Annotated in this window: 16 protein-coding genes and 2 tRNA genes; 16 read left to right on the top strand and 2 right to left on the bottom strand. The window is 66.1% G+C overall.

The genetic code is table 11. From position 1 onward, the window contains the following. Nucleotides 1–185 precede the first annotated feature (185 nt). The 10 genes from ilvD to ACR65J_RS12405 all read left to right on the top strand — a co-directional run bounded on the left by ilvD (nt 186) and on the right by ACR65J_RS12405 (nt 15,252). Entirely contained in the window at nt 186–1,904 is a 1,719-nt protein-coding gene (gene ilvD, locus ACR65J_RS12450; protein WP_440169276.1) for a dihydroxy-acid dehydratase, read from the top strand. Nucleotides 1,905–2,284: 380 nt separating this feature from the next. Next, nucleotides 2,285–4,192 (top strand): acetolactate synthase large subunit, encoded by a 1,908-nt coding sequence (locus ACR65J_RS12445; protein WP_440169274.1) that lies wholly within the window; start codon nt 2,285–2,287, stop codon nt 4,190–4,192. 2 nt (nt 4,193–4,194) lie between these two features. After that, the gene (gene ilvN, locus ACR65J_RS12440; protein ID WP_043453275.1) at nt 4,195–4,707 is read left to right on the top strand and encodes an acetolactate synthase small subunit; all 513 of its coding nucleotides are present in this window, start codon (nt 4,195–4,197) and stop codon (nt 4,705–4,707) included. 84 nt (nt 4,708–4,791) lie between these two features. Continuing rightward, complete coding sequence (gene ilvC / locus ACR65J_RS12435) at nt 4,792–5,817, top strand: ketol-acid reductoisomerase (protein ID WP_440169270.1); 1,026 nt, start codon at nt 4,792–4,794, stop codon at nt 5,815–5,817. Nucleotides 5,818–5,941: 124 nt separating this feature from the next. Further along, on the top strand, nt 5,942–7,531 hold the full coding sequence (gene serA, locus ACR65J_RS12430) for a phosphoglycerate dehydrogenase (RefSeq protein ID WP_018768338.1): 1,590 nt from the start codon (nt 5,942–5,944) through the stop codon (nt 7,529–7,531). A 216-nt stretch (nt 7,532–7,747) separates the two neighbouring features. Beyond that, a complete protein-coding gene (locus ACR65J_RS12425) occupies nt 7,748–10,546 on the top strand; it encodes an FtsX-like permease family protein (protein WP_440169267.1) in 2,799 nt (932 codons plus the stop codon). Beyond that, a complete protein-coding gene (locus tag ACR65J_RS12420) occupies nt 10,543–11,298 on the top strand; it encodes an ABC transporter ATP-binding protein (protein WP_387556566.1) in 756 nt (251 codons plus the stop codon). Before ACR65J_RS12425 ends, ACR65J_RS12420 begins: the two co-directional genes overlap by 4 nt. A gap of 35 nt (nt 11,299–11,333) precedes the next feature. Continuing rightward, the gene (gene metG, locus ACR65J_RS12415; protein ID WP_440169263.1) at nt 11,334–12,890 is read left to right on the top strand and encodes a methionine--tRNA ligase; all 1,557 of its coding nucleotides are present in this window, start codon (nt 11,334–11,336) and stop codon (nt 12,888–12,890) included. A 92-nt stretch (nt 12,891–12,982) separates the two neighbouring features. Beyond that, a complete protein-coding gene (locus ACR65J_RS12410) occupies nt 12,983–14,035 on the top strand; it encodes a 3-isopropylmalate dehydrogenase (RefSeq protein WP_440169260.1) in 1,053 nt (350 codons plus the stop codon). Between the two features lie 104 nt (nt 14,036–14,139). After that, nucleotides 14,140–15,252 (top strand): branched-chain amino acid aminotransferase, encoded by a 1,113-nt coding sequence (locus tag ACR65J_RS12405; RefSeq protein WP_440169258.1) that lies wholly within the window; start codon nt 14,140–14,142, stop codon nt 15,250–15,252. A gap of 82 nt (nt 15,253–15,334) precedes the next feature. On the opposite strand, the gene ACR65J_RS12400 is transcribed toward ACR65J_RS12405, so the two are convergent. Beyond that, nucleotides 15,335–15,928 carry a hypothetical protein gene (locus ACR65J_RS12400; RefSeq protein WP_440169256.1) on the bottom strand — a complete coding sequence of 198 codons (594 nt, stop codon included), beginning with the start codon at nt 15,926–15,928 and terminating at the stop codon, nt 15,335–15,337. A 148-nt stretch (nt 15,929–16,076) separates the two neighbouring features. On the opposite strand from ACR65J_RS12400, the gene ACR65J_RS12395 reads away from it, so the two are divergent. From ACR65J_RS12395 to ACR65J_RS12380, 4 genes are read left to right on the top strand one after another with little or no spacing between them, the layout of a single operon-like run. Beyond that, nucleotides 16,077–16,901, top strand: a complete 825-nt coding sequence (locus ACR65J_RS12395) for an MBL fold metallo-hydrolase (RefSeq protein WP_440169253.1) — start codon at nt 16,077–16,079, stop codon at nt 16,899–16,901. Nucleotides 16,902–16,906: 5 nt separating this feature from the next. Then, on the top strand, nt 16,907–17,683 hold the full coding sequence (locus ACR65J_RS12390; protein WP_440169250.1) for a fumarylacetoacetate hydrolase family protein: 777 nt from the start codon (nt 16,907–16,909) through the stop codon (nt 17,681–17,683). A 57-nt stretch (nt 17,684–17,740) separates the two neighbouring features. Then, nucleotides 17,741–19,255, top strand: a complete 1,515-nt coding sequence (gene gltX, locus ACR65J_RS12385; protein ID WP_440169247.1) for a glutamate--tRNA ligase — start codon at nt 17,741–17,743, stop codon at nt 19,253–19,255. Beyond that, nucleotides 19,255–19,992: an HAD family hydrolase gene (locus ACR65J_RS12380; RefSeq protein ID WP_440169244.1), complete on the top strand. Its 738-nt coding sequence runs from the start codon at nt 19,255–19,257 to the stop codon at nt 19,990–19,992. The genes gltX and ACR65J_RS12380 overlap by 1 nt, the downstream gene beginning before the upstream one ends. Before the next feature lie 70 nt (nt 19,993–20,062). Here the strand turns inward: ACR65J_RS12380 and ACR65J_RS12375 are convergent, their stop codons facing one another. After that, nucleotides 20,063–21,628 carry a hypothetical protein gene (locus ACR65J_RS12375; protein WP_440169242.1) on the bottom strand — a complete coding sequence of 522 codons (1,566 nt, stop codon included), beginning with the start codon at nt 21,626–21,628 and terminating at the stop codon, nt 20,063–20,065. Between the two features lie 303 nt (nt 21,629–21,931). Between ACR65J_RS12375 and ACR65J_RS12370 the strand changes: the two genes are divergently transcribed. After that, nucleotides 21,932–22,003, top strand: a tRNA-Gln gene (locus tag ACR65J_RS12370). Between the two features lie 128 nt (nt 22,004–22,131). Continuing rightward, a tRNA-Glu gene (locus ACR65J_RS12365) sits at nt 22,132–22,207 on the top strand. Nucleotides 22,208–22,300 lie beyond the last annotated feature (93 nt).

Raw genomic sequence — 22,300 nt, 5'->3', positions numbered from 1 at the left:
ATGCCGCGGCGCGCGGGGGAAGGCCCGGTTGGAAGGGCGCCCGGGACATGTGACTGCAGCTCAGCACTATCAACGTCTCAATATATGAGATGCAAGTCCACTATCTGGCTGAACTTCCAAGACTTTTCCCGTTTCCCGCCGTCGACCGTCGTTTCACGGACCGTTCGAGCCCTAGACTTTCCCCTATGAGTGACGCCCAGACCACAACCGGAACCAAGCCGGACATCAAGCCCCGCAGCCGCGTCGTCACCGACGGCATCCACGCGGCCCCCGCCCGCGGCATGTTCCGGGCCGTCGGGATGGGCGACGACGACTTCGCGAAGCCCCAGGTGGGCGTGGCAAGTTCCTGGAACGAAATCACCCCCTGTAACCTCTCCCTGAACCGGCTGGCACAGGGCGCCAAAGAGGGCGTCCACGCCGGCGGCGGTTTCCCCATGCAGTTCGGCACCATTTCAGTGTCCGACGGCATCTCCATGGGCCATGAAGGCATGCACTTCTCCCTGGTCTCCCGTGAGGTCATCGCCGACTCCGTGGAGACCGTCATGCAGGCCGAGCGGATCGACGGCTCGGTCCTGCTGGCCGGCTGCGACAAGTCCCTGCCCGGCATGCTCATGGCGGCGGCCCGGCTGGACCTTGCCAGCGTCTTCCTCTACGCGGGGTCCATCATGCCCGGCTGGGTCAAGCTCGAGGACGGCTCCGAAAAGGAAGTCACCCTGATCGACGCCTTCGAAGCCGTGGGTGCGTGCGCTGCCGGCAAGATGAGCATGGAGGACTTGACCCGCATCGAGAAGGCCATCTGCCCGGGCGAAGGCGCCTGCGGCGGCATGTACACGGCCAACACCATGGCCTGCATCGGCGAGGCGCTGGGCATGTCCCTCCCCGGATCCGCCGCACCGCCCTCGGCAGACCGCCGTCGTGATGAGTTCGCGCGCAAGTCCGGCGAAGCGGTGGTCAACCTGCTGCGCCTGGGCATCACGGCCCGGGACATCATGACCCGGGAGGCCTTCGAGAATGCCATTGCCGTCACCATGGCCTTCGGCGGCTCCACCAACGCCGTCCTGCACCTGCTGGCGATTGCCCGCGAGGCAGAGGTGGAACTGACCCTGGATGACTTCAACCGCATCGGCGACAGGATCCCGCACCTGGGCGACCTCAAGCCGTTCGGCCGCTACGTCATGACCGACGTGGACAGGATCGGCGGCGTGCCCGTCATCATGAAGGCACTGCTCGACGCCGGCCTGCTGCACGGCGACTGCCTGACCGTCACGGGCAAGACCGTCGCGGAGAACCTCGAGGCCATCAACCCGCCGGACGTTGACGGCAAGATCCTGCGCGCGCTGGACAACCCGATCCACAAGACCGGCGGCATCACCATCCTGCATGGCTCCATGGCCCCCGAAGGCGCGGTTGTTAAAAGCGCCGGCTTCGACGCAGACGTCTTCGAAGGCACCGCCCGCGTCTTCGAGCGCGAACAGGGAGCCCTGGATGCGCTGGACAACGGCAAGATCAAGGCCGGCGACGTCGTCGTTATCCGCTACGAAGGCCCCAAGGGCGGCCCGGGCATGCGCGAAATGCTCGCCATCACCGGCGCCATCAAGGGCGCGGGCCTGGGCAAGGACGTCCTGCTCCTCACCGACGGCCGGTTCTCCGGCGGCACCACAGGGCTGTGTATCGGCCACGTGGCACCGGAAGCGGTCGACGGCGGCCCCATCGCCTTCGTGCAGGACGGTGACAGGATCCGGGTGGACATTGCTGCGCGCACCTTCGACCTGCTGGTGGACGAAGCGGAACTCGAAGCCCGCAAGGTGGGCTGGGAGCCGCTGCCCGCCAGGTACACCAAGGGAGTGCTCGCCAAGTACGCCAAGCTGGTCCACAGCGCCAGCCAGGGCGCCTACACCGGCTGATTTGAGTTCCCGGGGACACCTCCCGGGACTGCCCCGCCAGAGGCGGCAGGGCTTAATAAGGGATGACCAAGGGGCCCAGGCTGACGGCGCTCGCGCCGGAAGTTTGGGGTAGGGTCATTCCGTGGACAATGGAGTCCACATGGTGAGATTGGGTTGTCGCTCGTTGACACCTATCTCGCCAAGAGGGAAAACTGAACGCATGACTTTCGTTACCGCCGGCACCGTCGTCGTCGTCCTTACCAAGCGCGTGGCACCTTAGCCCCTGGTAACGAAAAGTCACGCGCAAACCCCTCAAGAAGCCGCCAGGCCGAGGGGTTTTTTTATTTCCCACCGTTTCAAAGCAATTCCAGAACCAGAGAAGATCCACAAGGAAGAGTCCGATGAGCAAAGGATCGCCCATCAGCCCCTCGCTGATGGCCACCAAGTCCGCTGGAGCCCCCAAGGCTCCGGAACGCGCCGACCGGACGGCTGACCATGCCGCCGTCGTCGCCGACCTTGCTGCCGTCTCTCCTGTCCTTGGGCCGAACAACGTCGTACCCCCGACGGTGATGACCGGCTCGCAAGCAATCGTCCGCTCGCTCGAAGAACTCGGCGTCGACGACATTTTCGGTTTGCCTGGTGGCGCGATCCTGCCCACCTACGACCCCCTGATGGCCTCCACCATGAATCACGTGCTGGTCCGTCACGAACAGGGAGCCGGCCACGCCGCGCAAGGCTACGCCATGGTCACCGGGCGGGTGGGCGTCTGCATCGCCACCTCGGGCCCCGGCGCCACCAACCTCGTTACCGCCATCATGGATGCCCACATGGACTCCGTTCCCCTGGTGGCCATCACCGGCCAGGTATCCAGCGGCGTCATCGGCACCGATGCATTCCAGGAAGCCGACATCGTGGGCATCACCATGCCCATCACCAAGCACTCGTTCCTGGTGACCGACCCCAACGACATCCCGCACGTCATGGCCGAGGCCTTCCACCTGGCCTCCACCGGCCGTCCGGGCCCGGTGCTCGTGGACGTTGCCAAGGACGCCCAGGTGGGCCAGATGACCTTCTTCTGGCCGCCGAAGATCGACCTGCCGGGCTACCGTCCGGTGACCCGCGGCCACAACAAGCAGGTGCGCGAGGCCGCCAAGCTCATCGCCGCTTCCACCAAGCCTGTCCTGTACGTGGGCGGCGGTGTGGTCAAGGCGCATGCCTCGGCCGAACTGCTCGCCCTCGCCGAAGCGACCGGGGCGCCGGTGGTGACAACCCTCATGGCCAAGGGCGCTTTCCCCGACTCACACCCCCAGCATGTGGGGATGCCCGGCATGCACGGCAGCGTTTCCGCCGTCACGGCCCTGCAGCAGTCGGACCTGCTGATCACGCTCGGCGCCCGCTTCGATGACCGCGTCACGGGCGTGCTGAAGACCTTCGCACCCAACGCCAAGGTCATCCACGCCGATATCGATCCTGCGGAGATTTCCAAGAACCGCACCGCGGACGTGCCCATCGTCGGGTCCGTCAAGGAGATCATCCCGGAACTGACCGAGGCCGTGCGCAGCCAGTTCGAAGCCTCGGGCACCCCGGACCTCACCACCTGGTGGGCGTTCCTGAACAACCTCAAGGAAACCTACCCGCTGGGCTGGACGGAACCGGATGACGGCCTGATTGCCCCGCAGAAGGTCATCAAGCGGATCGGCGAGCTCACGGGCCCCGAGGGCGTTTACGTGGCGGGCGTGGGCCAGCACCAGATGTGGGCCGCGCAGTTCATCAAGTACGAGCGTCCGCACGCCTGGCTGAACTCCGGCGGCGCCGGCACCATGGGCTATGCCGTTCCGGCCGCCATGGGTGCCAAGGTGGGCGAGCCGGACCGCGTGGTCTGGGCCATCGACGGTGACGGCTGCTTCCAGATGACCAACCAGGAGCTGGCCACCTGCGCCATCAACAAGATTCCCATCAAGGTTGCTGTCATCAACAACTCCTCGCTGGGCATGGTGCGGCAGTGGCAGACCCTCTTCTATGAAGGCCGCTACTCCAACACCGACCTCAACACCGGCCATGACACGGTCCGCATCCCGGACTTCGTCAAGCTGGGGGAGGCCTACGGCTGCGCTTCGTTCCGCGTGGAGCGCGAAGAGGACATCGACGCCACCATCCAGAAGGCCCTCGAAATCAACGACCGCCCCGTGGTCATCGACTTCGTGGTGAGCCCCAACTCCATGGTGTGGCCGATGGTGCCCGCCGGCGTGAGCAACGACCAGATCCAGGTTGCCCGCAACATGACCCCGGAATGGGAAGAGGAAGACTGAGCATGAGCCGCCACACACTTTCCGTCCTGGTTGAGGACAAGCCCGGCGTCCTGACCCGCGTGGCCAGCCTCTTCGCCCGCCGCGCCTTCAACATCAACTCCCTGGCTGTTGGCCCCACCGAAGTGCCGGGTGTTTCCCGCATGACCGTGGTGGTCGACGCCGACGGCGACCTCATCGAGCAGGTCACCAAACAGCTCAACAAGCTGGTCAACGTCATCAAGATCGTTGAGCTCACCCCAGAATCTTCCGTACAGCGCGACCACATCCTGGTCAAGGTACGTGCGGATGCCGCAACACGCCTGCAGGTAACCCAGGCCGCAGACCTGTTCCGCGCCTCAGTGGTCGACGTGTCCACCGACTCCGTCGTCATTGAGGCCACCGGCCACCCGGAAAAGCTCACAGCCCTGCTCTCAGTGCTGGAGCCCTTTGGCATCCGCGAAATCGTGCAGTCCGGCACCCTGGCCGTTGGACGGGGATCCCGCTCCATGAGTGACCGGGCGCTCCGCTCCGCCTAGGCATCGCGTCCAGGCGGGACCACGCGCCCGTAACCGCAGCACCGCAAGACCACTATCTACAACCACTCAAGAGGAGTTACGCAAGTGACTGAAATGTTCTACGACGACGACGCCGACCTGTCCATCATCCAGGGCCGCAAAGTTGCCATTGTTGGCTACGGCTCGCAGGGCCACGCCCACGCGCAGAACCTGCGCGATTCCGGCGTCGAGGTTGTCATCGCGCTGAAGGAAGGCTCGAAGTCGATCGCCAAGGCTGAGGACGCCGGCTTCACGGTCAAGAACGTTGCCGACGCTGCCGAATGGGCTGACGTCATCATGATCCTGGCGCCGGACCAGCACCAGCGCGCGATCTACAACGAGTCCATCAAGGACAAGCTGACCCCCGGCAAGGCCCTCGCCTTCGCGCACGGCTTCAACATCCGCTTCGGCTACATCCAGGCACCGGAGGGCGTTGACGTCATCCTGGTTGCCCCGAAGGCTCCGGGCCACACCGTGCGCCGCGAGTTCGAAGCCGGCCGCGGCATCCCGGACATCATCGCCGTGGAACAGGACGCAACAGGCAACGCCTGGGAGCTGGCCAAGTCCTACGCCAAGGCCATCGGCGGCACCCGCGCCGGCGTCATCAAGACCACCTTCACCGAAGAGACCGAAACTGACCTCTTCGGCGAGCAGTCAGTCCTCTGCGGCGGCGTGTCCCAGCTCATCCAGTACGGCTTCGAAACCCTGACCGAAGCCGGCTACCAGCCGCAGATCGCCTACTTCGAGGTGCTGCATGAGCTCAAGCTCATCGTCGACCTCATGTGGGAAGGTGGCATCGCCAAGCAGCGCTGGAGCGTCTCCGACACCGCAGAATACGGCGACTACGTGTCCGGCCCGCGCGTCATCACCCCCGAGGTCAAGGAAAACATGAAGGCCGTCCTGGCCGACATCCAGTCCGGTGCCTTCGCCAAGCGCTTCATCGAGGATCAGGACAACGGCGGCGTCGAGTTCAAGGAGCTCCGCGCCAAGGCCGAGCAGCACCCCATCGAGGAAGTCGGCCGCGAACTGCGCGCCCTGTTCTCCTGGCAGCAGCAGGATGCTGACTACGTGGAAGGCTCCGCAGCCCGCTAAGGCTGCCCGCGCAACCGCATAGACCCCAATGGTGAGGCCGGGTTCACACTTAACAATGTGAGCCCGGCCTTTCCGTCGGCCTAGACTTGTTCCATCCCCAGGACTGCAACGCAGAGGATCAGCCGTGTCAAAACCCGTAGTACTGCTCGCCGAAGAACTTTCCCCCGCCACCGTCGAGGCCCTTGGCCCGGACTTTGAAATCCGACAGACCGACGGCGCCGACCGTTCCCAGCTGCTCTCGGCGATCAGCGACGTAGACGCCATCCTGGTCCGTTCCGCCACCCAGGTGGACGCAGAAGCAATCGCCGCGGCCAAGAACCTGAAGGTCATCGCCCGCGCCGGCGTGGGCCTGGACAACGTGGACATCAAGGCCGCCACCCAGGCCGGCGTGATGGTGGTCAACGCCCCCACGTCCAACATCGTGTCCGCCGCGGAACTCACCGTGGGCCACATCCTCAGCCTTGCCCGGCACATCCCGCAGGCCAGCGCCGCCCTCAAGGACGGCGAATGGAAGCGCTCCAAGTACACCGGCATCGAACTGTTCGAAAAAAAGATCGGCATCATTGGCCTGGGCCGCATCGGCGCCCTGGTGGCAGCCCGCCTCAAGGGCTTCGACACCAAGATCCTGGCCTACGATCCCTACATCACCTCGGCCCGCGCAGCGCAGCTCGGCGTGCAGCTGGTCACCTTGGACGAGCTCCTGGCCCAGTCCGACTTCATCACCATCCACATGCCGAAGACGCCCGAGACGGTCGGCATGCTCGGCGCTGATGCCTTCAAGAAGATGAAGTCCACCGCCTACGTGGTCAACGTGGCCCGCGGCGGCCTCGTGGACGAGGAAGCCCTCTTCACCGCCCTCCAGGACGGCGAAATCGCCGGCGCCGGCGTGGACGTCTTCGCCAAGGAACCCAGCACCGACCTGCCGTTCTTCAAGCTCGACAACGTGGTGGTCACCCCCCACCTTGGCGCCTCCACGGACGAAGCCCAGGAAAAGGCCGGCGTCTCCGTGGCCAAGTCCGTCCGCCTTGCCCTCGCGGGAGAGCTGGTCCCGGATGCCGTCAACGTCGCCGGCGGCGTGATTGCCCCCGACGTCCGTCCGGGCATCCCGCTGATCGAAAAGCTGGGCCGCATCTTTACCGCGCTGACCCACGCATCCCTGACCCAGTTCGACGTCGAAGTGGCCGGCGAAATCTCCTCCCTCGACGTCAAGGTCCTGGAGCTTGCGGCACTGAAGGGCATCTTCGCCGACGTCGTGACCGAGCAGGTCTCCTACGTCAACGCCCCGGTCATCGCCGAACAGCGCGGCATCAACGTCCGCCTCATCACCACTCCCGAGACCGAGTCCTACCGCAACGTCCTGACCCTGCGCGGCGCCCTCAGCGACGGCAGCCAGATCTCCGTGGCAGGCACCCTGACCGGCCCCAAGCAGATCGAGAAGCTCGTGGGCATCAACGGCTTCGAGGTTGAGATCCCCATCAGCGAGCACCTGGTGGTGGTCGCCTACACTGACCGTCCCGGCGTCATTGGAACCATCGGCCACATCCTGGGCATGAACAACATCAACATCGCCGGCATGCAGGTGGCCCGCTCCAACGAGGGTGGCCAGGTCCTGGCCCTGCTGACCATCGACAGCTCCGTTCCCCAGCAGGTGCTGGACGCCATCAAGGCCGGCATCGGCGCCGAGATGGTCCGGGAAGTGGACCTGGAAGACTAGCGCGACACACCGGCCGAAACGCCGAAAGCCGCTCCTCCGCAGGGGTCCGTCCCCTCGGAGCCACGTATGATTGGCCGGTCTGCTTACAATGGCTAGGTCCTGATTCAGGACCACAGCCGGCAGACCGGCCAATACCTTTTGCACATCCGTCCGCCATTGCCCACGTCTGCCGGCGGTTGGATGTGCGCGCACGCAATCCAGGTTTCAGGGAGTTCCATGAACGCCGTCCAGAGGTTCATCAGAAGCAGAGTGCTGCTGTTGACCGCGGCCATCTTGATCGCAGCCATGTGCTTGTCGGTCCTCGTCCAAAGTCAGTCACAGGCTGCGCTCAACCGGACGGTTGATGAGAACTCGAGGGGGCTCTACGACATCCTGGTCCAGGCCAAAGCGCCCTCCGGGGCCCTGCTGCAGCCCGAAATCGCCAACGGCGCAGGCGGCATCGGGTTCGACCAGCTGGACTCCATCCGGAAGCTCTCCGGCACGTCCGTGGCCGCCCCCATCAGCCTGGTCTCGCGGGTCACCCAGAACCTGGAGACGCCGCGCCTGGATGCCATGGACTACCTCGGCTACAACGCCGGACTGGCCGGCACCGCCACGGCGGACCAGGCCGCCGGCGCCACCGCCCCGGACAAGTGGCCTGCAGCTGAATCCGTGCTGACCGATGCTGCCAAGAAGTACCGCCTGACCGCCAGCGCCGTGAGCTCCGATGGAAACTCCGAGCAAACGCTCTTCAAGACCACGGCGGAGGGCACGCTGGGCAAGGCCCGGCTCGTGGAGGAGAAGGCACAGGGCGGCAGCAGCATCCGCATCGCCCCGCCGGCAGGGGAGACCGGCATCAAGTTCCCCGCCCCCGCCGGAGGCTCCGAGCACAACCTCTTCAACCTCTCCGTGGCACTGCCGCTCGCCCCTGAGGTCACCGAATCCGTGGTGGCAGTCGACCCTGCCGCCGAACGGGCCCTGCTCGGTTCGGCCGGCGACTTCCTGGCTCCCTTGGAGAAGGCGCCGCCCGCTGATGCGCGTGACGCGGGCGCCGTGGGCCGCTACCTGGAAGGTCTCTTCACCAACGGCATCAGCATGGACCAGCTGAAGGAAGGGCCGGACTTCCTGGGCGTCAAGCTCAAGTACTGGGCCCCTTTGATGACCCAGTACCAGCAGGCCAAGCGCACCGGCCAGCTGACCAGCGGTTCGCAGGCAGTTCCGCTGATCGTCCGCTCCGGCACGTCGCTGGACCTGAAGTACAACGTCAAGATCGAGGAAATTGACGACGCCGGCAAGGTGGTCAAGGACGTCGGTACCGTTTCGAAGTCCCTGGGCAAGGATTACCTGCCCTTCGTTTCCAAGGACCCCTTCGTTTTGTCCTGGCCGGGCTCCACCGACCACTCGTCGCTGCTGGGCAGCAACGGCAACTTCAACCCCGGCCTTTACACGCCCGCCAAGTGGAGCACCAACTTCGCCGGCGCCCCCAAGTACACGGACGGTGACCCCGCCGCCAACGGGGCCGTGGACAAGACCGCCGTGCCCGGCGAATGGGTCACCGTCAACCGGCTCCCGGACAAGGCTGCCAACGGCGCCCCCGTCGACCAGACGCAGCGCAACCCCGTAGACGAGCGGTCGTACCGGGACAACCTGCCCACCGGCCAGCAGCAGGCCGCCACGCCGCTGCCCATGGTCTACGGTACGTTCGACCCCGCGGCAGTGGAGGCAGCCTCCGGCGACGTCAACAAGCTTCCGCTGGGCGGGTACGACCCCACGCCGTTCACCCTGACCAAGGACGCGTCAGGCAAGGACGTCTCGGCCGCAGACCTGAAGCCGTCGCTCAGCGCCACGGGACTGGCCAGCCAGTCCGCCGGTGCCATCACTGACTACTACGGACTCGCTGCCGCCCGCGGCTACAAGCAGAACGCCTCCGTTATCGACGCCGTCCGCGTCCGCGCCAAGGCGCCGGGCAGCTGGAAGGACGCCCAGCCCGAGGTGGAGAAGCTCGCCACGGAGATCCGGGCCATGGGCCTGGACGCCACTGTGGTGGCCGGTTCGGCCCGTGAGGACACCAGCATCTTTGTTCCCGGCTACTCCAAGGACGGAGCCGGCAAGGAATCGGCGCTCGGTACGGTGCAGCAGTCCTGGGTCCGGCAGAATGCCGCCGAAGCCGTGGCCGGAGCGCTTTCCGGAACCAACATCACCCTGCTTTTCCTGACGCTGTGCGGAGCTGCCCTCCTGACCGGCGCATCAACCGTGAGCTACATCCGCAAACGCCGCAGCGAGGCCGGAACCCTCCGGGCAATGGGCTGGACCCAGCGGCGAATCCGCAGCTGGGTGCTGGAGGAATTCGGCGTCGGGGCCGTGCTGCTTGCAGTGGCAGGCATCGTGCTGAGCCTGCTGAGCTGGAGCCCTGCCACAGCGCTGGTGTGCGTCGCCGTCCTGGTGCTGTATTGCGGGGCTGCACTGTTTGCCGCCCGGCAGCTCCGGCACCGCGACGTGATTGACCAGGAGCCGCAGCACGACGAACGGCTCATCCCGGTCGATTCGCCGTTGACCTTCGCCAACCGGCAGCTGAGCACGAACAAGTTCAACACCTTGTCGCTGGCCGTCGCTGTCGGTGTCTTCGGTGCCGCCGTTGGCGGCCTGATCGCCCTGCTGATCGACATTCCGCGCGCAGCCGGCGCAAGCGCCCTGAGCGGCCTGGCCGCAGCCAGCGTGACGCTGCCCAGCATCCTGCTGGCGCTTGCGGGCGTGGCCGTGGGGCTGGTGCTGACCCTTGTGACGGGACGTTTCGAGCTCAACGCCAAGCGGCAGTACCTTGGCATCCTCCAAGCCATGGGCTGGAACCCGGACATGCTCGGCCAGGTCCGGCTGTTCGAAAACGCACTGGTGGGAACCGTGGCCCTGCCGCTGGGCGTGCTGGGCGCCCTGGGCATCGGCCTGCTGCTGGCCCCCTATGCAGCCATCTGGGCTGCGGTGGCCGGGCTGGTGGCTGTAATTTGCTGGATACCGATTGCAACGAAAGTGGTCCAATGACAAACCCGACGAACGTCCAGCGCAGCCGCAGGAGCGGCTCCAACGAGGTCCCCCTGCAGACCCGGGCCAGCACCATCGTCAAGTCGGCTGACCACGCCACCCCGCTGGAAATGCGCGACATCACCATCCGCTACGGCGGCGGAAAGGGCGGCGCCGAGGCCGTGAGCGTGGTGGAAGGATTCGACCTGACCCTGCACGCCGGCGAGATGCACTGCGTCGCCGGCCGAAGCGGCTCCGGCAAGACCAGCATCCTGACCGTCGGCGCCGGACTTACCCTGCCGACGTCGGGCCGCGTGTTCTGGGAAGGCGATTCCCTCGAAAGCATGGGTGACGACGAAATCGCCGACCGCCGTCGTGCCCTGATCGGTTACGTGGACCAGGGCGGTGCCCTGATCGACGGCATGAGCGCCCTGGAGAACGTCCTCCTGCCCGCCGTTCCGGACGGCGAAGTGGAGCAGCGGCGGGACATGGCCAAGGACCTGCTGGACCTGGTGGGCCTGGGCCGCCGCATGCGGCACCGCCCCGCCCAGCTGTCCGGAGGTGAACGGCAGCGCGTGGCCATCGCCCGCGCGCTGATCCTGGGCACCAGGGTGCTGGTGGTGGATGAGCCCACCGCCTCCCTGGACCGCGCCTCCGCAAACCGCATCATCAGCATCCTGAAGGACACCACCTCCGACGGCATCGCCGTGCTGGTGGCCTCGCACGACCACGAACTGGTCCGGCTCAGCGATACCCTGACAGAACTGATTTAGCCCACTCCTCCGCACCGAAGGTAACCGTCCGCACCGTGACTGCTTCAGAGAAAACGCCGTTCTACATCACCACGGCCATCACCTACCCCAACGGCGTGCCGCACATCGGCCACGCCTACGAGTACATAGCGACCGACGCCATGGCGCGCTTCAAGCGGCTTGACGGCTATGACGTGATGTTCCTGACCGGCACCGACGAGCACGGCATGAAGATTGCCCAGACCGCGGAGAAGGAAGGCATCACGCCCAAGGAACTGGTGGACCGGAACGTTGAGGTCTACAAGGCGGCGCACTCCGCTTTGGCCATCAGCTACGACCGGTTCATCCGCACCACGGACGCCGACCATTACGCGGCTTCGCAGGCCATCTGGAAAAAGATGGAGGCCAACGGCGACATCTACCTCGACAAGTACGAGGGCTGGTACTCGGTCAGGGACGAGGCCTTCTACGCCGAGGACGAGACGGTGGTGAAGGACGACGGCGTGCGCTACTCGAAAGAGACGGACACCGAGGTGACGTGGACAGCGGAGGAGAGCTACTTCTTCCGGCTCTCCGCCTACCAGGACAAGCTGCTGGCCCTCTACGAAGCCCACCCCGAGTTCGGTGCCCCGCAGTACCGCTTCAACGAGGTCATCAGCTTCGTCAAGCGCGGCCTGGAGGACCTGTCCATCAGCCGCACCACCTTCGACTGGGGCGTTCCCGTCCCGGGCAATGACAAGCACGTCATGTACGTCTGGGTGGACGCGCTGACCAATTACCTCACCGGCGTCGGCTACCCGGACGAGAACTCAGAGAAGTTCCGGAAGTACTGGCCCGCCGACGTCCACATCATCGGCAAGGACATCTCCCGGTTCCACGCCATTTACTGGCCCGCCTTCCTGATGAGCGCCGGGCTGGAACTGCCAAAGCGCGTCATGATCCACGGCTTCCTGCACAACAACGGGGTCAAGATGTCCAAGTCCCTGGGCAACGTGGTGGCGCCGGCGGACTTCGTTGCCCGCTACGGCCTGGACCAGGTGCGGTTCTTCTTCCTGCGCGAAGTTCCCTTCGGCGCGGACGGCAGCTACAACCACGAGGCCATCGTGGGCCGGATGAACGCGGACCTCGCGAACAACTTCGGCAACCTGGCCCAGCGCTCCCTGTCCATGGTGGCGAAGAACTGTGACGCCGCGGTGCCCACCCCCGGGGCCTTCACGGCCGAAGACGACGCCATCCTCGCCCAGGCGAACGGTTTGCTGGAGACCGCCCGCGCCGCCTTCGAAAAGCAGGAGTTCAGCCGCGCCCTGGAGGCCATCTGGGGCGTGCTGCACCACACCAACGCCTACTTCGCCGAGCAGGCGCCCTGGGTGTTGCGGAAGACCGACGTTGAACGCATGAACACCGTGCTCTACGTGACGCTCGAGGTCCTGCGGATCGTGGCCATCCTGGCCCAGCCTGTCATGCCCGGCGCATCGGCCAAGCTCCTGGACGCGCTCGGCCAGCCCGAGGGCGACGCCCGGCAGTTCGCCGCGACCGCGACGCCGATCGTGCCGGCCACCGCACTTCCCGCGCCCACTCCTGTTTTCCCCAAGTTCGAGGAACCCGCCGAGTAGCGCCGCCGCCCGCCCTTGATGCGCGGATGCGCTTATGTCCAAAAGCTGAGACGTTTTGACCACCATATGGATATCTTGGCTACCCTGAAAACATGAGCGCATCCTCCATCAACCTCGCAGTAATCCCCGGTGACGGCATTGGCCCCGAAGTCATTGCCGAGGCAGTCAAAGTGCTGGAAAAGGCTGTGGCGGCAGAGGGCGTGGAGCTCAACCAGACCCATTACAAGCTCGGTGCCGAGCACTGGCTTGCCACCGGAGAGACGCTGCCGGACGAGGTCCTCGCTGACCTGCGGACCCGCGATGCCATCCTGTTCGGCGCTGTGGGCGCAGCACCCGGCGACACCCGCATCCCGTCCGGCATCATCGAACGCGAGATGCTCCTTAAGCTCCGCTTCAGCCTGGACCACTACGTCAACCTGCGGCCCTCCCGGCTCTACGGAACCGTCGGCAGCCCGCTGGCCAACCCCGGCACCATCGACTTCATTGTGGTCCGCGAAGGAACCGAAGGCCCGTACGTGGGGAACGGCGGCACGCTGCGGGCGGGAACCCCGCATGAGGTTGCCACCGAAGTGTCCCTGAACACCGCCCACGGCGTGGAGCGCGTGGTCCGGGACGCGTTCCGCCGCGCCAGCCTGCGCGAGCGCAAGCACGTCACCCTGGTCCACAAGCACAACGTCCTGGTCTATGCCGGGCACCTGTGGAAGCGCACCGTCGAAGCCGTGGCCCAGGAATTCCCCGAGGTCACCCATGACTACCTGCACGTGGACGCCGCCACCATTTTCATGGTCACGGACCCGTCCCGTTTCGACGTCATCGTCACCGACAACCTGTTCGGCGACATCCTCACCGACCTCGCCGCGGCCATTACCGGCGGCATCGGCCTGGCAGCTTCCGGCAACATCAACATGGACCGCACCGCGCCGTCGATGTTCGAGCCGGTCCACGGGTCCGCGCCGGACATCGCCGGCCAGGGCAAGGCAGACCCCACCGCGGCCATCCTCTCCGCGGCCCTCCTGCTGGACCACCTGGGCTACACCCAAGCCGCCCGCCGGATCGAAGCCGCAGTGGTTGCCGACGTCGAAAAGCGCGACGGCAGCGCCCGCAGCACCAGCGCCGTGGGTGACGCCATCGCCGCCGGCCTGTAGCCCGGGCCGGGGCCGCCGGCATCGGGCGTAAGCTTTACTCGAATCACCAAATGCCGCCCTCCCGTTCAGCGCTGAACCCCGGGGCGGCCGATCGTGGAGGAACCATGACTCAGACCGCCCATGGCGTCGAATTCACCCGGCAGCCCTCGGAGAACCCGAAGTCCGCCGAAGAGCGTGCAGCCATCCTGGCAAACCCGGGATTCGGCAACTACTTCACCGACCACACCGCCATCGTCGACTACAGCGTGGACGCGGACGGCAACGGCGGCTGGCACGACGCCCGGATCGAACCCTACGGTCCGATCGTGCTCGATCCTTCCGCAGCTGTATTCCACTACGGGCAGGAAATCTTCGAAGGGCTCAAGGCCTACCGGCACGCGGACGGCTCCGTCTGGACCTTCCGCCCCGAAGCCAATGCCGCGCGGCTGAACAAGTCCGCCCGCCGGCTTGCCCTGCCCGAACTGCCGGCCGAATACTTCCTCAGCGCCATCCGCGAACTGGTGGCCGTGGACAAGGAATGGGTGCCCTCCGGTGACGGCGAGGCTCTCTACCTTCGGCCCTTCATGATCGCCACCGAGGCCTTCCTGGGGGTCCGTGCCGCCCGTGAAGTCTCCTTCCGCGTGATTGCTTCGCCCGCCGGCAACTACTTCGGCGGCGAGCTCAAGCCCGTCTCCATCTGGATCTCGCGCCAGTACGCCCGGGCCGGCCGCGGCGGCACCGGCGACGCCAAGTGCGGCGGCAACTACGCAGCCTCGCTGATCGCCCAGCAGGAGGCGGAGGCCAACGGATGCAAGCAGGTACTGTTCCTGGACCAGGCCAATGACAACGCCGTGGAAGAGCTGGGCGGCATGAACGTCTTCTTCGTCATGAAGGACGGCTCGCTGGCCACGCCTGCGCTGACCGGCACCATCCTGGAAGGCGTCACCCGGATGTCCGTGATCCAGGTGGCCAAGGACATGGGCCGCGAGGTGGCCGAGCGCAAGATCACCCTTGATGAATGGCGCGACGGTGTGGCCTCCGGCGAGATCACCGAGGTGTTCGCCTGCGGCACAGCAGCCGTCATCACCCCCATCGGGGTCCTGAAGGACGCCACCGAGTTCATCGGTTCCGAGGACGCCAAGGCCGGCGAGGTCACCATGGCCATCCGTGAAAGGCTCCTGGGCATCCAGACGGGCGCCGAGCCGGACACCCACGGCTGGCTGACCCGCCTGGCATAGTTTCAGGCTTCAACGCACGACGGCGCCTGCCGGACTTTGGTCCGGCAGGCGCCGTTCTGCGTTCCAACCGACCGCGGGTTGGTCAGCGGCGTGCTGCCTTCCGGGCCGCGTTCTTCATGGCTTTGCGGGAGACCGGCTTGAGTGCCTTGCGGGCCGCTTCCTCCGCCAGGGCCCGGTTGCGGCGGGCGTCGATGATGTCGTTCCAGAGGGTGGTGGCAAAGACGCCGCCGTCCTGCGCGTAGACGTCATAGGGGTAGCCGGCGAAGACGGAGGGGGTGGGGCCGGCGACGAACAGGTCCTTCCCGTTGGCCTGCGCGACGGCATCGCCAACTGCCCAGGTCCGCGTCAGGTGGCGGGCCAGGTTCTCCTGCACGAAGACGTTGGCGTCGCCGGAGCGGGCGGCCTGTTCCAGCAGTGCTTCCAGGTCCGACGCCACCAGCGCGGCGCCGGCCTGGTCCGCAGGGGCGGGGGCAGCCTCCAGTTCGGCGCTGATACTGCCGACGGCGGCCGTCCAGTCAGCGGTTTCGCGGAACTTCTTCCACATGGGGAACCAGATGATGCTGCCCGTCGCATGGTTGTGGATGTGCAGCAGGCCGGTGGCTTTTTCGGTGGCCGAGTGGTCGTGGCCGTCGGCGTCAGCCTGGGCGAGAAGGTCTGCGAGTGATGCTGTGCTCATGGGCGGTGTCCGGCTTCCTGGTGGAGATCGTGGGGTTGTTACTCCTTGCCAACCCCCGGCCTGCGTTGTTCTATTCCGCCAGGCCGTGGAGGCCGCCCAGTGCCGGGGCCGGCTGGGGAGGGGCAGCCGCGGATGCAAGGATGGGTGGGTGACTTCAGATTCCGGCTCCGCACTGCAGCGCAGCTCACAGCTGACCACGTTCATCCTTGCCCCCAATCCGGGCCCCATGAGCCTGGACGGCACCAACTCCTATGTCCTGCGCGCCCCGGGGCAATCTGCGGCGGTTGTGGTGGACCCGGGCCCCTTGGATGAACGCCACCTCACCGCGCTGGCGCGGGCAGGCGCCGTCGAACTGATCCTGGTGACCCACCGCCACGCGGACCACACCGCCGGTTCAGCACGCCTGCATGACCTGACGGGCGCGCCGGTCCGTGCGGCCGATCCGAACCACTGCCACGGCGGGGGAGAGCCCCTGGCCCACGGGGAAGTTATCCGGGCGGCAGGGCTTGAGATTACAGTGGTGGCCGCGCCGGGGCACACCTCCGACTCCGTCTGCTTCCATCTGCCGGCGGATGGGCCGAACGGATCGGTGCTGACGGGAGACACCATCCTTGGCCGGGGGACCACCGTGCTGGACTATCCGGACGGGACGCTGGGCGGTTACCTCGCATCGCTGGACCGGCTGGAGGCCCTGGGTCCTGCCACGGTCCTGCCGGCCCACGGCCCGGTGCTGCCGTCCCTTGCGGCCGTCGCACGGGATTACCGGGCGCACCGGGAGGAACGGCTGGCGCAGATCCGAGCCGTGCTGGACCGGCTGGGCCGGGACGCGTCAGTAGTGGAGGTGGCTGACGCCGTCTATGCCGACGTCGGCCCTTCCGTCCGGCGCGCTGCCGAACTGTCGGTCGCGGCGCAGCTTTCCTACCTGCGCGGCGATGGCGGCGGACAAGCGGCGACGGCGGGAACGGTAGGGTAGGAGCCATGCGTATTGCCAGGTTTGTCGTCGATTCTGATCCCCTGTACGGCGTTGTGGAAGGTGAGCCAGGCAGTGAGGAAATCACTGTCATCCACGGCGACCCCTTCTTTAACGGAGTGGAGCGCACCTCGGTGCGCCACAAGCTGGAGGACGTCCGGCTGTTGGCGCCGATCATTCCCCGGAGCAAGGTCATCGGTGTCGGCCGGAACTTCGTGGAGCACGCCAAGGAACTGGGCAACGAGGTGCCCGCCCAGCCGCTGCTGTTCCTGAAGCCCAACACCGCCGTCGTGGGCCCCAATGACCCCGTGGTACTGCCGGAATTCTCCGAGGAGGTCTCTTTCGAAGCCGAGCTGTGCGTGGTCATCGGCCGCATCTGCAAGGACGTGCCGGAAGAGCGCGTGGACGACGTCATTTTCGGGTATACCTGCGGGAACGACCTCACGGCCCGCGATGTCCAGAAGACCGACCTGCAGTGGACCCGCGCCAAGGGCTTCGACACCTCCGCGCCGCTGGGGCCCTGGATCGAAACCGACCTGGACACGGAAGACCTGCAGATCACGGGCCGGCTCAACGGCGAGGTGCGCCAGGACGGCAGCACCAGCCAGATGATCCGCGGCGTGCGCGAACTGGTGTCCGTGGTGTCCCAGGCGTTCACCCTGCTGCCCGGCGACGTCATCATGACCGGTACGCCTGCCGGCGTGGGACTGGTCACGGAGGGGGACCGCTTCGAGGTGGAAATCGAGGGCATCGGGCGGCTGTCCAACCCCATCGTCCGCCGCTAGCACTGTCCCGCAGGGCGGGAGGCCGCACCCGGGCGGGCGGGTAAAGTTGAAGCCACTATGAGTATCGCTTCTTCGTCACCTGCCGCCTCCATTCCCCCCGTCACCGCCGAAACGCCCGTACGGGTCCGTTTCTGCCCCTCGCCCACGGGCACCCCGCACGTGGGACTGGTCCGGACGGCCCTGTTCAACTGGGCCTACGCGCGCCACACCAAGGGCACGCTGGTCTTCCGGATCGAGGACACTGATGCCGCCCGTGACAGCGAGGAAAGCTACCACCAGCTGCTGGACGCGCTGAAGTGGCTGGGCATCGACTGGGACGAGGGCGTGGAGGTGGGCGGCCCGCATGAGCCGTACCGGCAGTCCCAGCGCGGCGACATCTACCAGGACGTCATCAAGCGGCTGCACGAGGGCGGGTTCATCTATGAGTCCTTCTCCACCCCGGAAGAGATCGAGGCACGCCACCGTGCAGCCGGCCGCGATCCCAAGCTTGGCTACGACGGCTTTGACCGCCACCTGACGGAGGAGCAGCTGGGGCAGTACCGGGCGGAGGGCCGCCAGGCTGTGCTCCGCCTGCGGATGCCGGACGAGGACATCACCTTCACCGACCTGGTCCGGGGCGATATCACTTTCAAGGCCGGATCTGTGCCCGACTTCGCCGTGGTCCGTGCCAACGGTGCACCGCTGTATACCCTGGTCAATCCCGTGGATGACGCATTGATGGGCATCACGCACGTGCTCCGCGGCGAGGACCTCCTCAGCTCCACGCCCCGTCAGGTTGCCTTGTACCGCGCGCTGTACGCCATCGGTGTTGCGGAGTACATGCCGGAATTCGGACACCTGCCCTACGTCATGGGCCAGGGCAACAAGAAGCTCTCCAAGCGCGACCCCGAGTCCAGCCTGTTCCTGCACCGCGAGAGGGGCTTCATTCCGGAAGGGCTGCTGAACTACCTGTCCCTGTTGGGCTGGTCCCTCAGCGCGGACGAGGACATCTTCACGGTGGAGCAGCTCGTTGAGCACTTCGACATCCATGACGTCCTGGGCAATCCTGCCCGCTTTGACCTGAAGAAGGCCGAAGCCATCAACGGCACGCACGTCCGGATGCTTGAACCCAAGGACTTCCGGGACCGGGTGGCACACTACCTGCGCGAAGCCGGCCTGGTGGGGGAGATCCTCACCGACCGCGGGGAGGAGATCCTCACCGAGGCGGCACCCCTGATCCAGGAGCGCATCACGCTGCTGGGGGAAGCACCGGAGATGCTGGCTTTCCTGTTCAAGGCGGACGACGCCGTCGATGTTGCCGATGACGCCCGCAAGGGCCTTCCCGCCAACCTCGCCGAGGTGCTGGACGCCGCGATCGCCGCCCTGGAACCGGTGGAGGACTGGACGGCGGAGAACATCCAGGCTGCCCTCAAGCAGGCCCTCGTGGAGGACATGGGCATCAAGCCGCGCCTTGCCTTCGGCCCGGTCCGCACCGCGGTCTCCGGCCGCCGCGTGTCGCCGCCGCTGTTTGAGTCCATGGTGATCCTGGGCAAAGAGTCGTCCCTGCGCCGGCTCCAAGCCTTCCGCGGCTGATGGCCGCCCCGAGCCATGCACCCGCCGGCGTACTGAAGACAGCTTTCGGCGTCGTCCGGGGCGTCCTGTTCGACATTGACGACACCCTGGTGGACCTCGAATATTCAATGACCACCGCCCTGCGCGAAGTCAGCGAACACCTCCTGCCCGGCCTGGACCAGTCCGGGTGGGAGCGGTTCGGGCGCATCTTCACGCACGAAACGACGCATTACTACGACCGCTACCTTGCCGGCGAACTCACGTTCAACGAGCAGCGCCTGCTCCGGGGGCGGGCCGCCCTGGGGCACTTCGGCGTGGAACTTGCCGACGGCGAGGAATCGCACCGGTGGCTGAACGCCTACATGGAAAAACAACCTGCCTACGTCAAGCCGTTTCCCGATGTGCTGCCACTGCTGGACGTTTTGGACGGTGCGGGCATCCCTTACGGAGCCGTGAGCAACAACGTCCACGATTACCAGCGCGCCAAGCTGGACGGCGCCGGGCTGGAGCGGATCACCCACCTGGTGGGCACAGACACGCTGGGCGTCGCCAAGCCGGATGCAGCCATCTACCTTGAAGGTGTCAGGCTCCTGGGCACAGCCCCTGCCGAAACGCTGTATGTGGGCGACAACCGGCTGCTTGATGCGGAAGGCTCGACGGCGGCGGGCCTGGTGGGCGTGTGGCTCAACCGTGTGGGCGAGGTTGTTGAGGATTTCGACGGCGGCATGGTCGCGTCACTGGACCAGCTGCTGCAGTAGCCCTGGCGTGCAATGACCGCGGCACTGCTTCAGGACCGCGGTCATTGCGGGGTGACGACGGGGTCCGCTGTCAGGCCGCTGCGGCGGCCCGCAGGGAACGCCTGCGAAGGACCAGATACGCCCCGGCGGCGGCAGCCACCAGCAGTGCCACGAGCAGCAGCGCGACTGCCGGGTTGTCCAGCCACGACGACGGCGAGACGGCGGCCACCTTGGAGTGCAGCTCCTGCGTGCCGGCCGCGATCCTCGAGTTGCCGTCGGCCAGCTTGCCCGCGCCATCCGCCAGTTTGCCCGAGCCGTCATCAAGCTTGCCGTTGCCGTCGGCCAGCTGCCCGGTTCCGTCAGCGAGCTGGGCTGACCCCGCCTGCAGCTGCCCTGTACCGCGGCTCAGCGCAACGGTGCCGTCCGACAGCGCCTCGGTTCCGGCCAGCAGGCCCGGGTTCTCCGGGTCGCCGCCGCCGTTGATCCCCGCGCTGAGTTTCGTGGTGCCGTCCTGCAGGTTGTTCGCCGCGTAAATCAGGCCCGGGCTGTCCGGGTTGCCGGGGACACCGTCCATTCCCACCCTGATCTTCGCCGTGCCCTCCGCCAGCATGGACGTGCCCAGTACCACGCCAGGGTTTTGCGGGTCAGTTGCATTGAGCTTTTCCGCCAGAGTGGCGAAGCCAGCCTTCAACCGGCCCGCGCCGTCGTTCAACTGGCCTGCCCCGGCGGCCAGGCTGCCGGTTCCGGCCTTTAGCTGCCCTGCACCGTCATTAAGCTTTGCTGCCCCCGCATCAAGCTGGCCTGCTCCCGCATAGGCACGGCGGCCGCCGTCGGCCAGCTTGGCAATCTGGTCCTTGATCACTGCAAGGGGCACCAGGCCCTGGGGCCCGTTTGCCGCCGCTTCAAGCTGGTCCAGCCCCTGGCTGAGCGCGGCGAGCCCGTCGCCCTTGGTGGGGTCGTTGCCCGCGCCGGGGTAACCCTTCAACTGGGCTGTTCCGTTCTTCAACGCAGCAGTCCCCGCGCTCATGCTGGTGGCACCTGCATCGAGCTGGCCGGCGCCGCCCGCGAGCCGGCCCGTGCCCGCCGCCAGCTGCCCCGCGCCGTCCGCAAGGTTGTTCGGCGCGTTTCCGGCGGCCGTGGGAGTAAGTGCCGCTGAAAGGGCCACGGCGCCTGCCTGGAGCTTCCGGGCACCGTCATCCACCTGGTAGACACCCGGAACAAGTTTGTGCAGGACATCGTTTTGCAGCTTCGTGGTGCCGGCATGCAGCTTATCCACCCCAGGTGCGAGCTGGTCGCGGACTCCGGAAAAGATCTTTCCCGCGCCCGCCTGCAGGGCAGCAGCGCCGATATTCAGTTCAGTGCTTCCGTCCTTGACTTTGACCGATCCGTCCTTCAACTGGACGGCGCCCTTATTCGCAGCGCCGGCCCCTGCGGCCAGCTGGCCTGAGCCGTCCTTGAGCTGGGACGCTCCCGCTGCGGCCTGCTCGGCGCCGTCCATCAGCTGGGCGGCACCATTGGAAATCTGGCCGGTGAGGTAGGTGTAGAACGCAAGGAAAAGGACGAGCAACAGCGACAACGCGATGATCGCGATGGACTGAGACCTGGGTCTGGGCTTTGCTGCGGCAATGGTTGCTGTGCGGGTTGTCAACGCTGACACTTCCTAACTTTCCGCCGGACGACGCTGCCCGGGGGCGAAAACCGTGGCTTGTAAGGCGTTCCCGTTTTCCTCGTGGGTGACCCAACATGCGGGGCAGGGATTTTGTTACTGATCGGTAACTTACTCGAGGGTAACCACAGGACCGGAGGGTGGGCAAGGGTTTCGTCTGATCGGTCCACGGAGTGGTCACGAGCCCGGGCAGCTCTCGATTTGTGCGAGCCGGAAGTCTCGGGTAAAGTAATTTCTCGTGCTGAGGCGCACGGAGCAGGGAAAACGCCCTGAAAACCGGCCCGAAAGTGCCATTGGGATATGGTGTAATTGGCAACACTACGGTTTCTGGTACCGTCATTCTAGGTTCGAGTCCTGGTATCCCAGCTCTGGTTTGACTGCTGATTTCAGCGCCAAAACAGGAGGTTTCCATTCGGTTCGCCGATTTGAAACCACGGCAAAGTGTGTGAAATACTCACTGAGCTTGAGCAGCGGAAACGCTGCCGGAAGTACGCGGCCCCATCGTATAGCGGCCTAGTACGCTGCCCTCTCACGGCGGTAACGCGGGTTCGAATCCCGCTGGGGTCACCATGGAAAATGGTCCCGGGCATCAGCCCGGGGCCATTTTTGTTTGCAGTCTGAGCGTCCTGGACCTTCCCCGCCAAACGGACAGAACCCCTTATC

The organism is Arthrobacter sp. SAFR-044, assembly GCF_059414985.1.
This window is presented reverse-complemented; position numbering and strand designations above follow the sequence as displayed.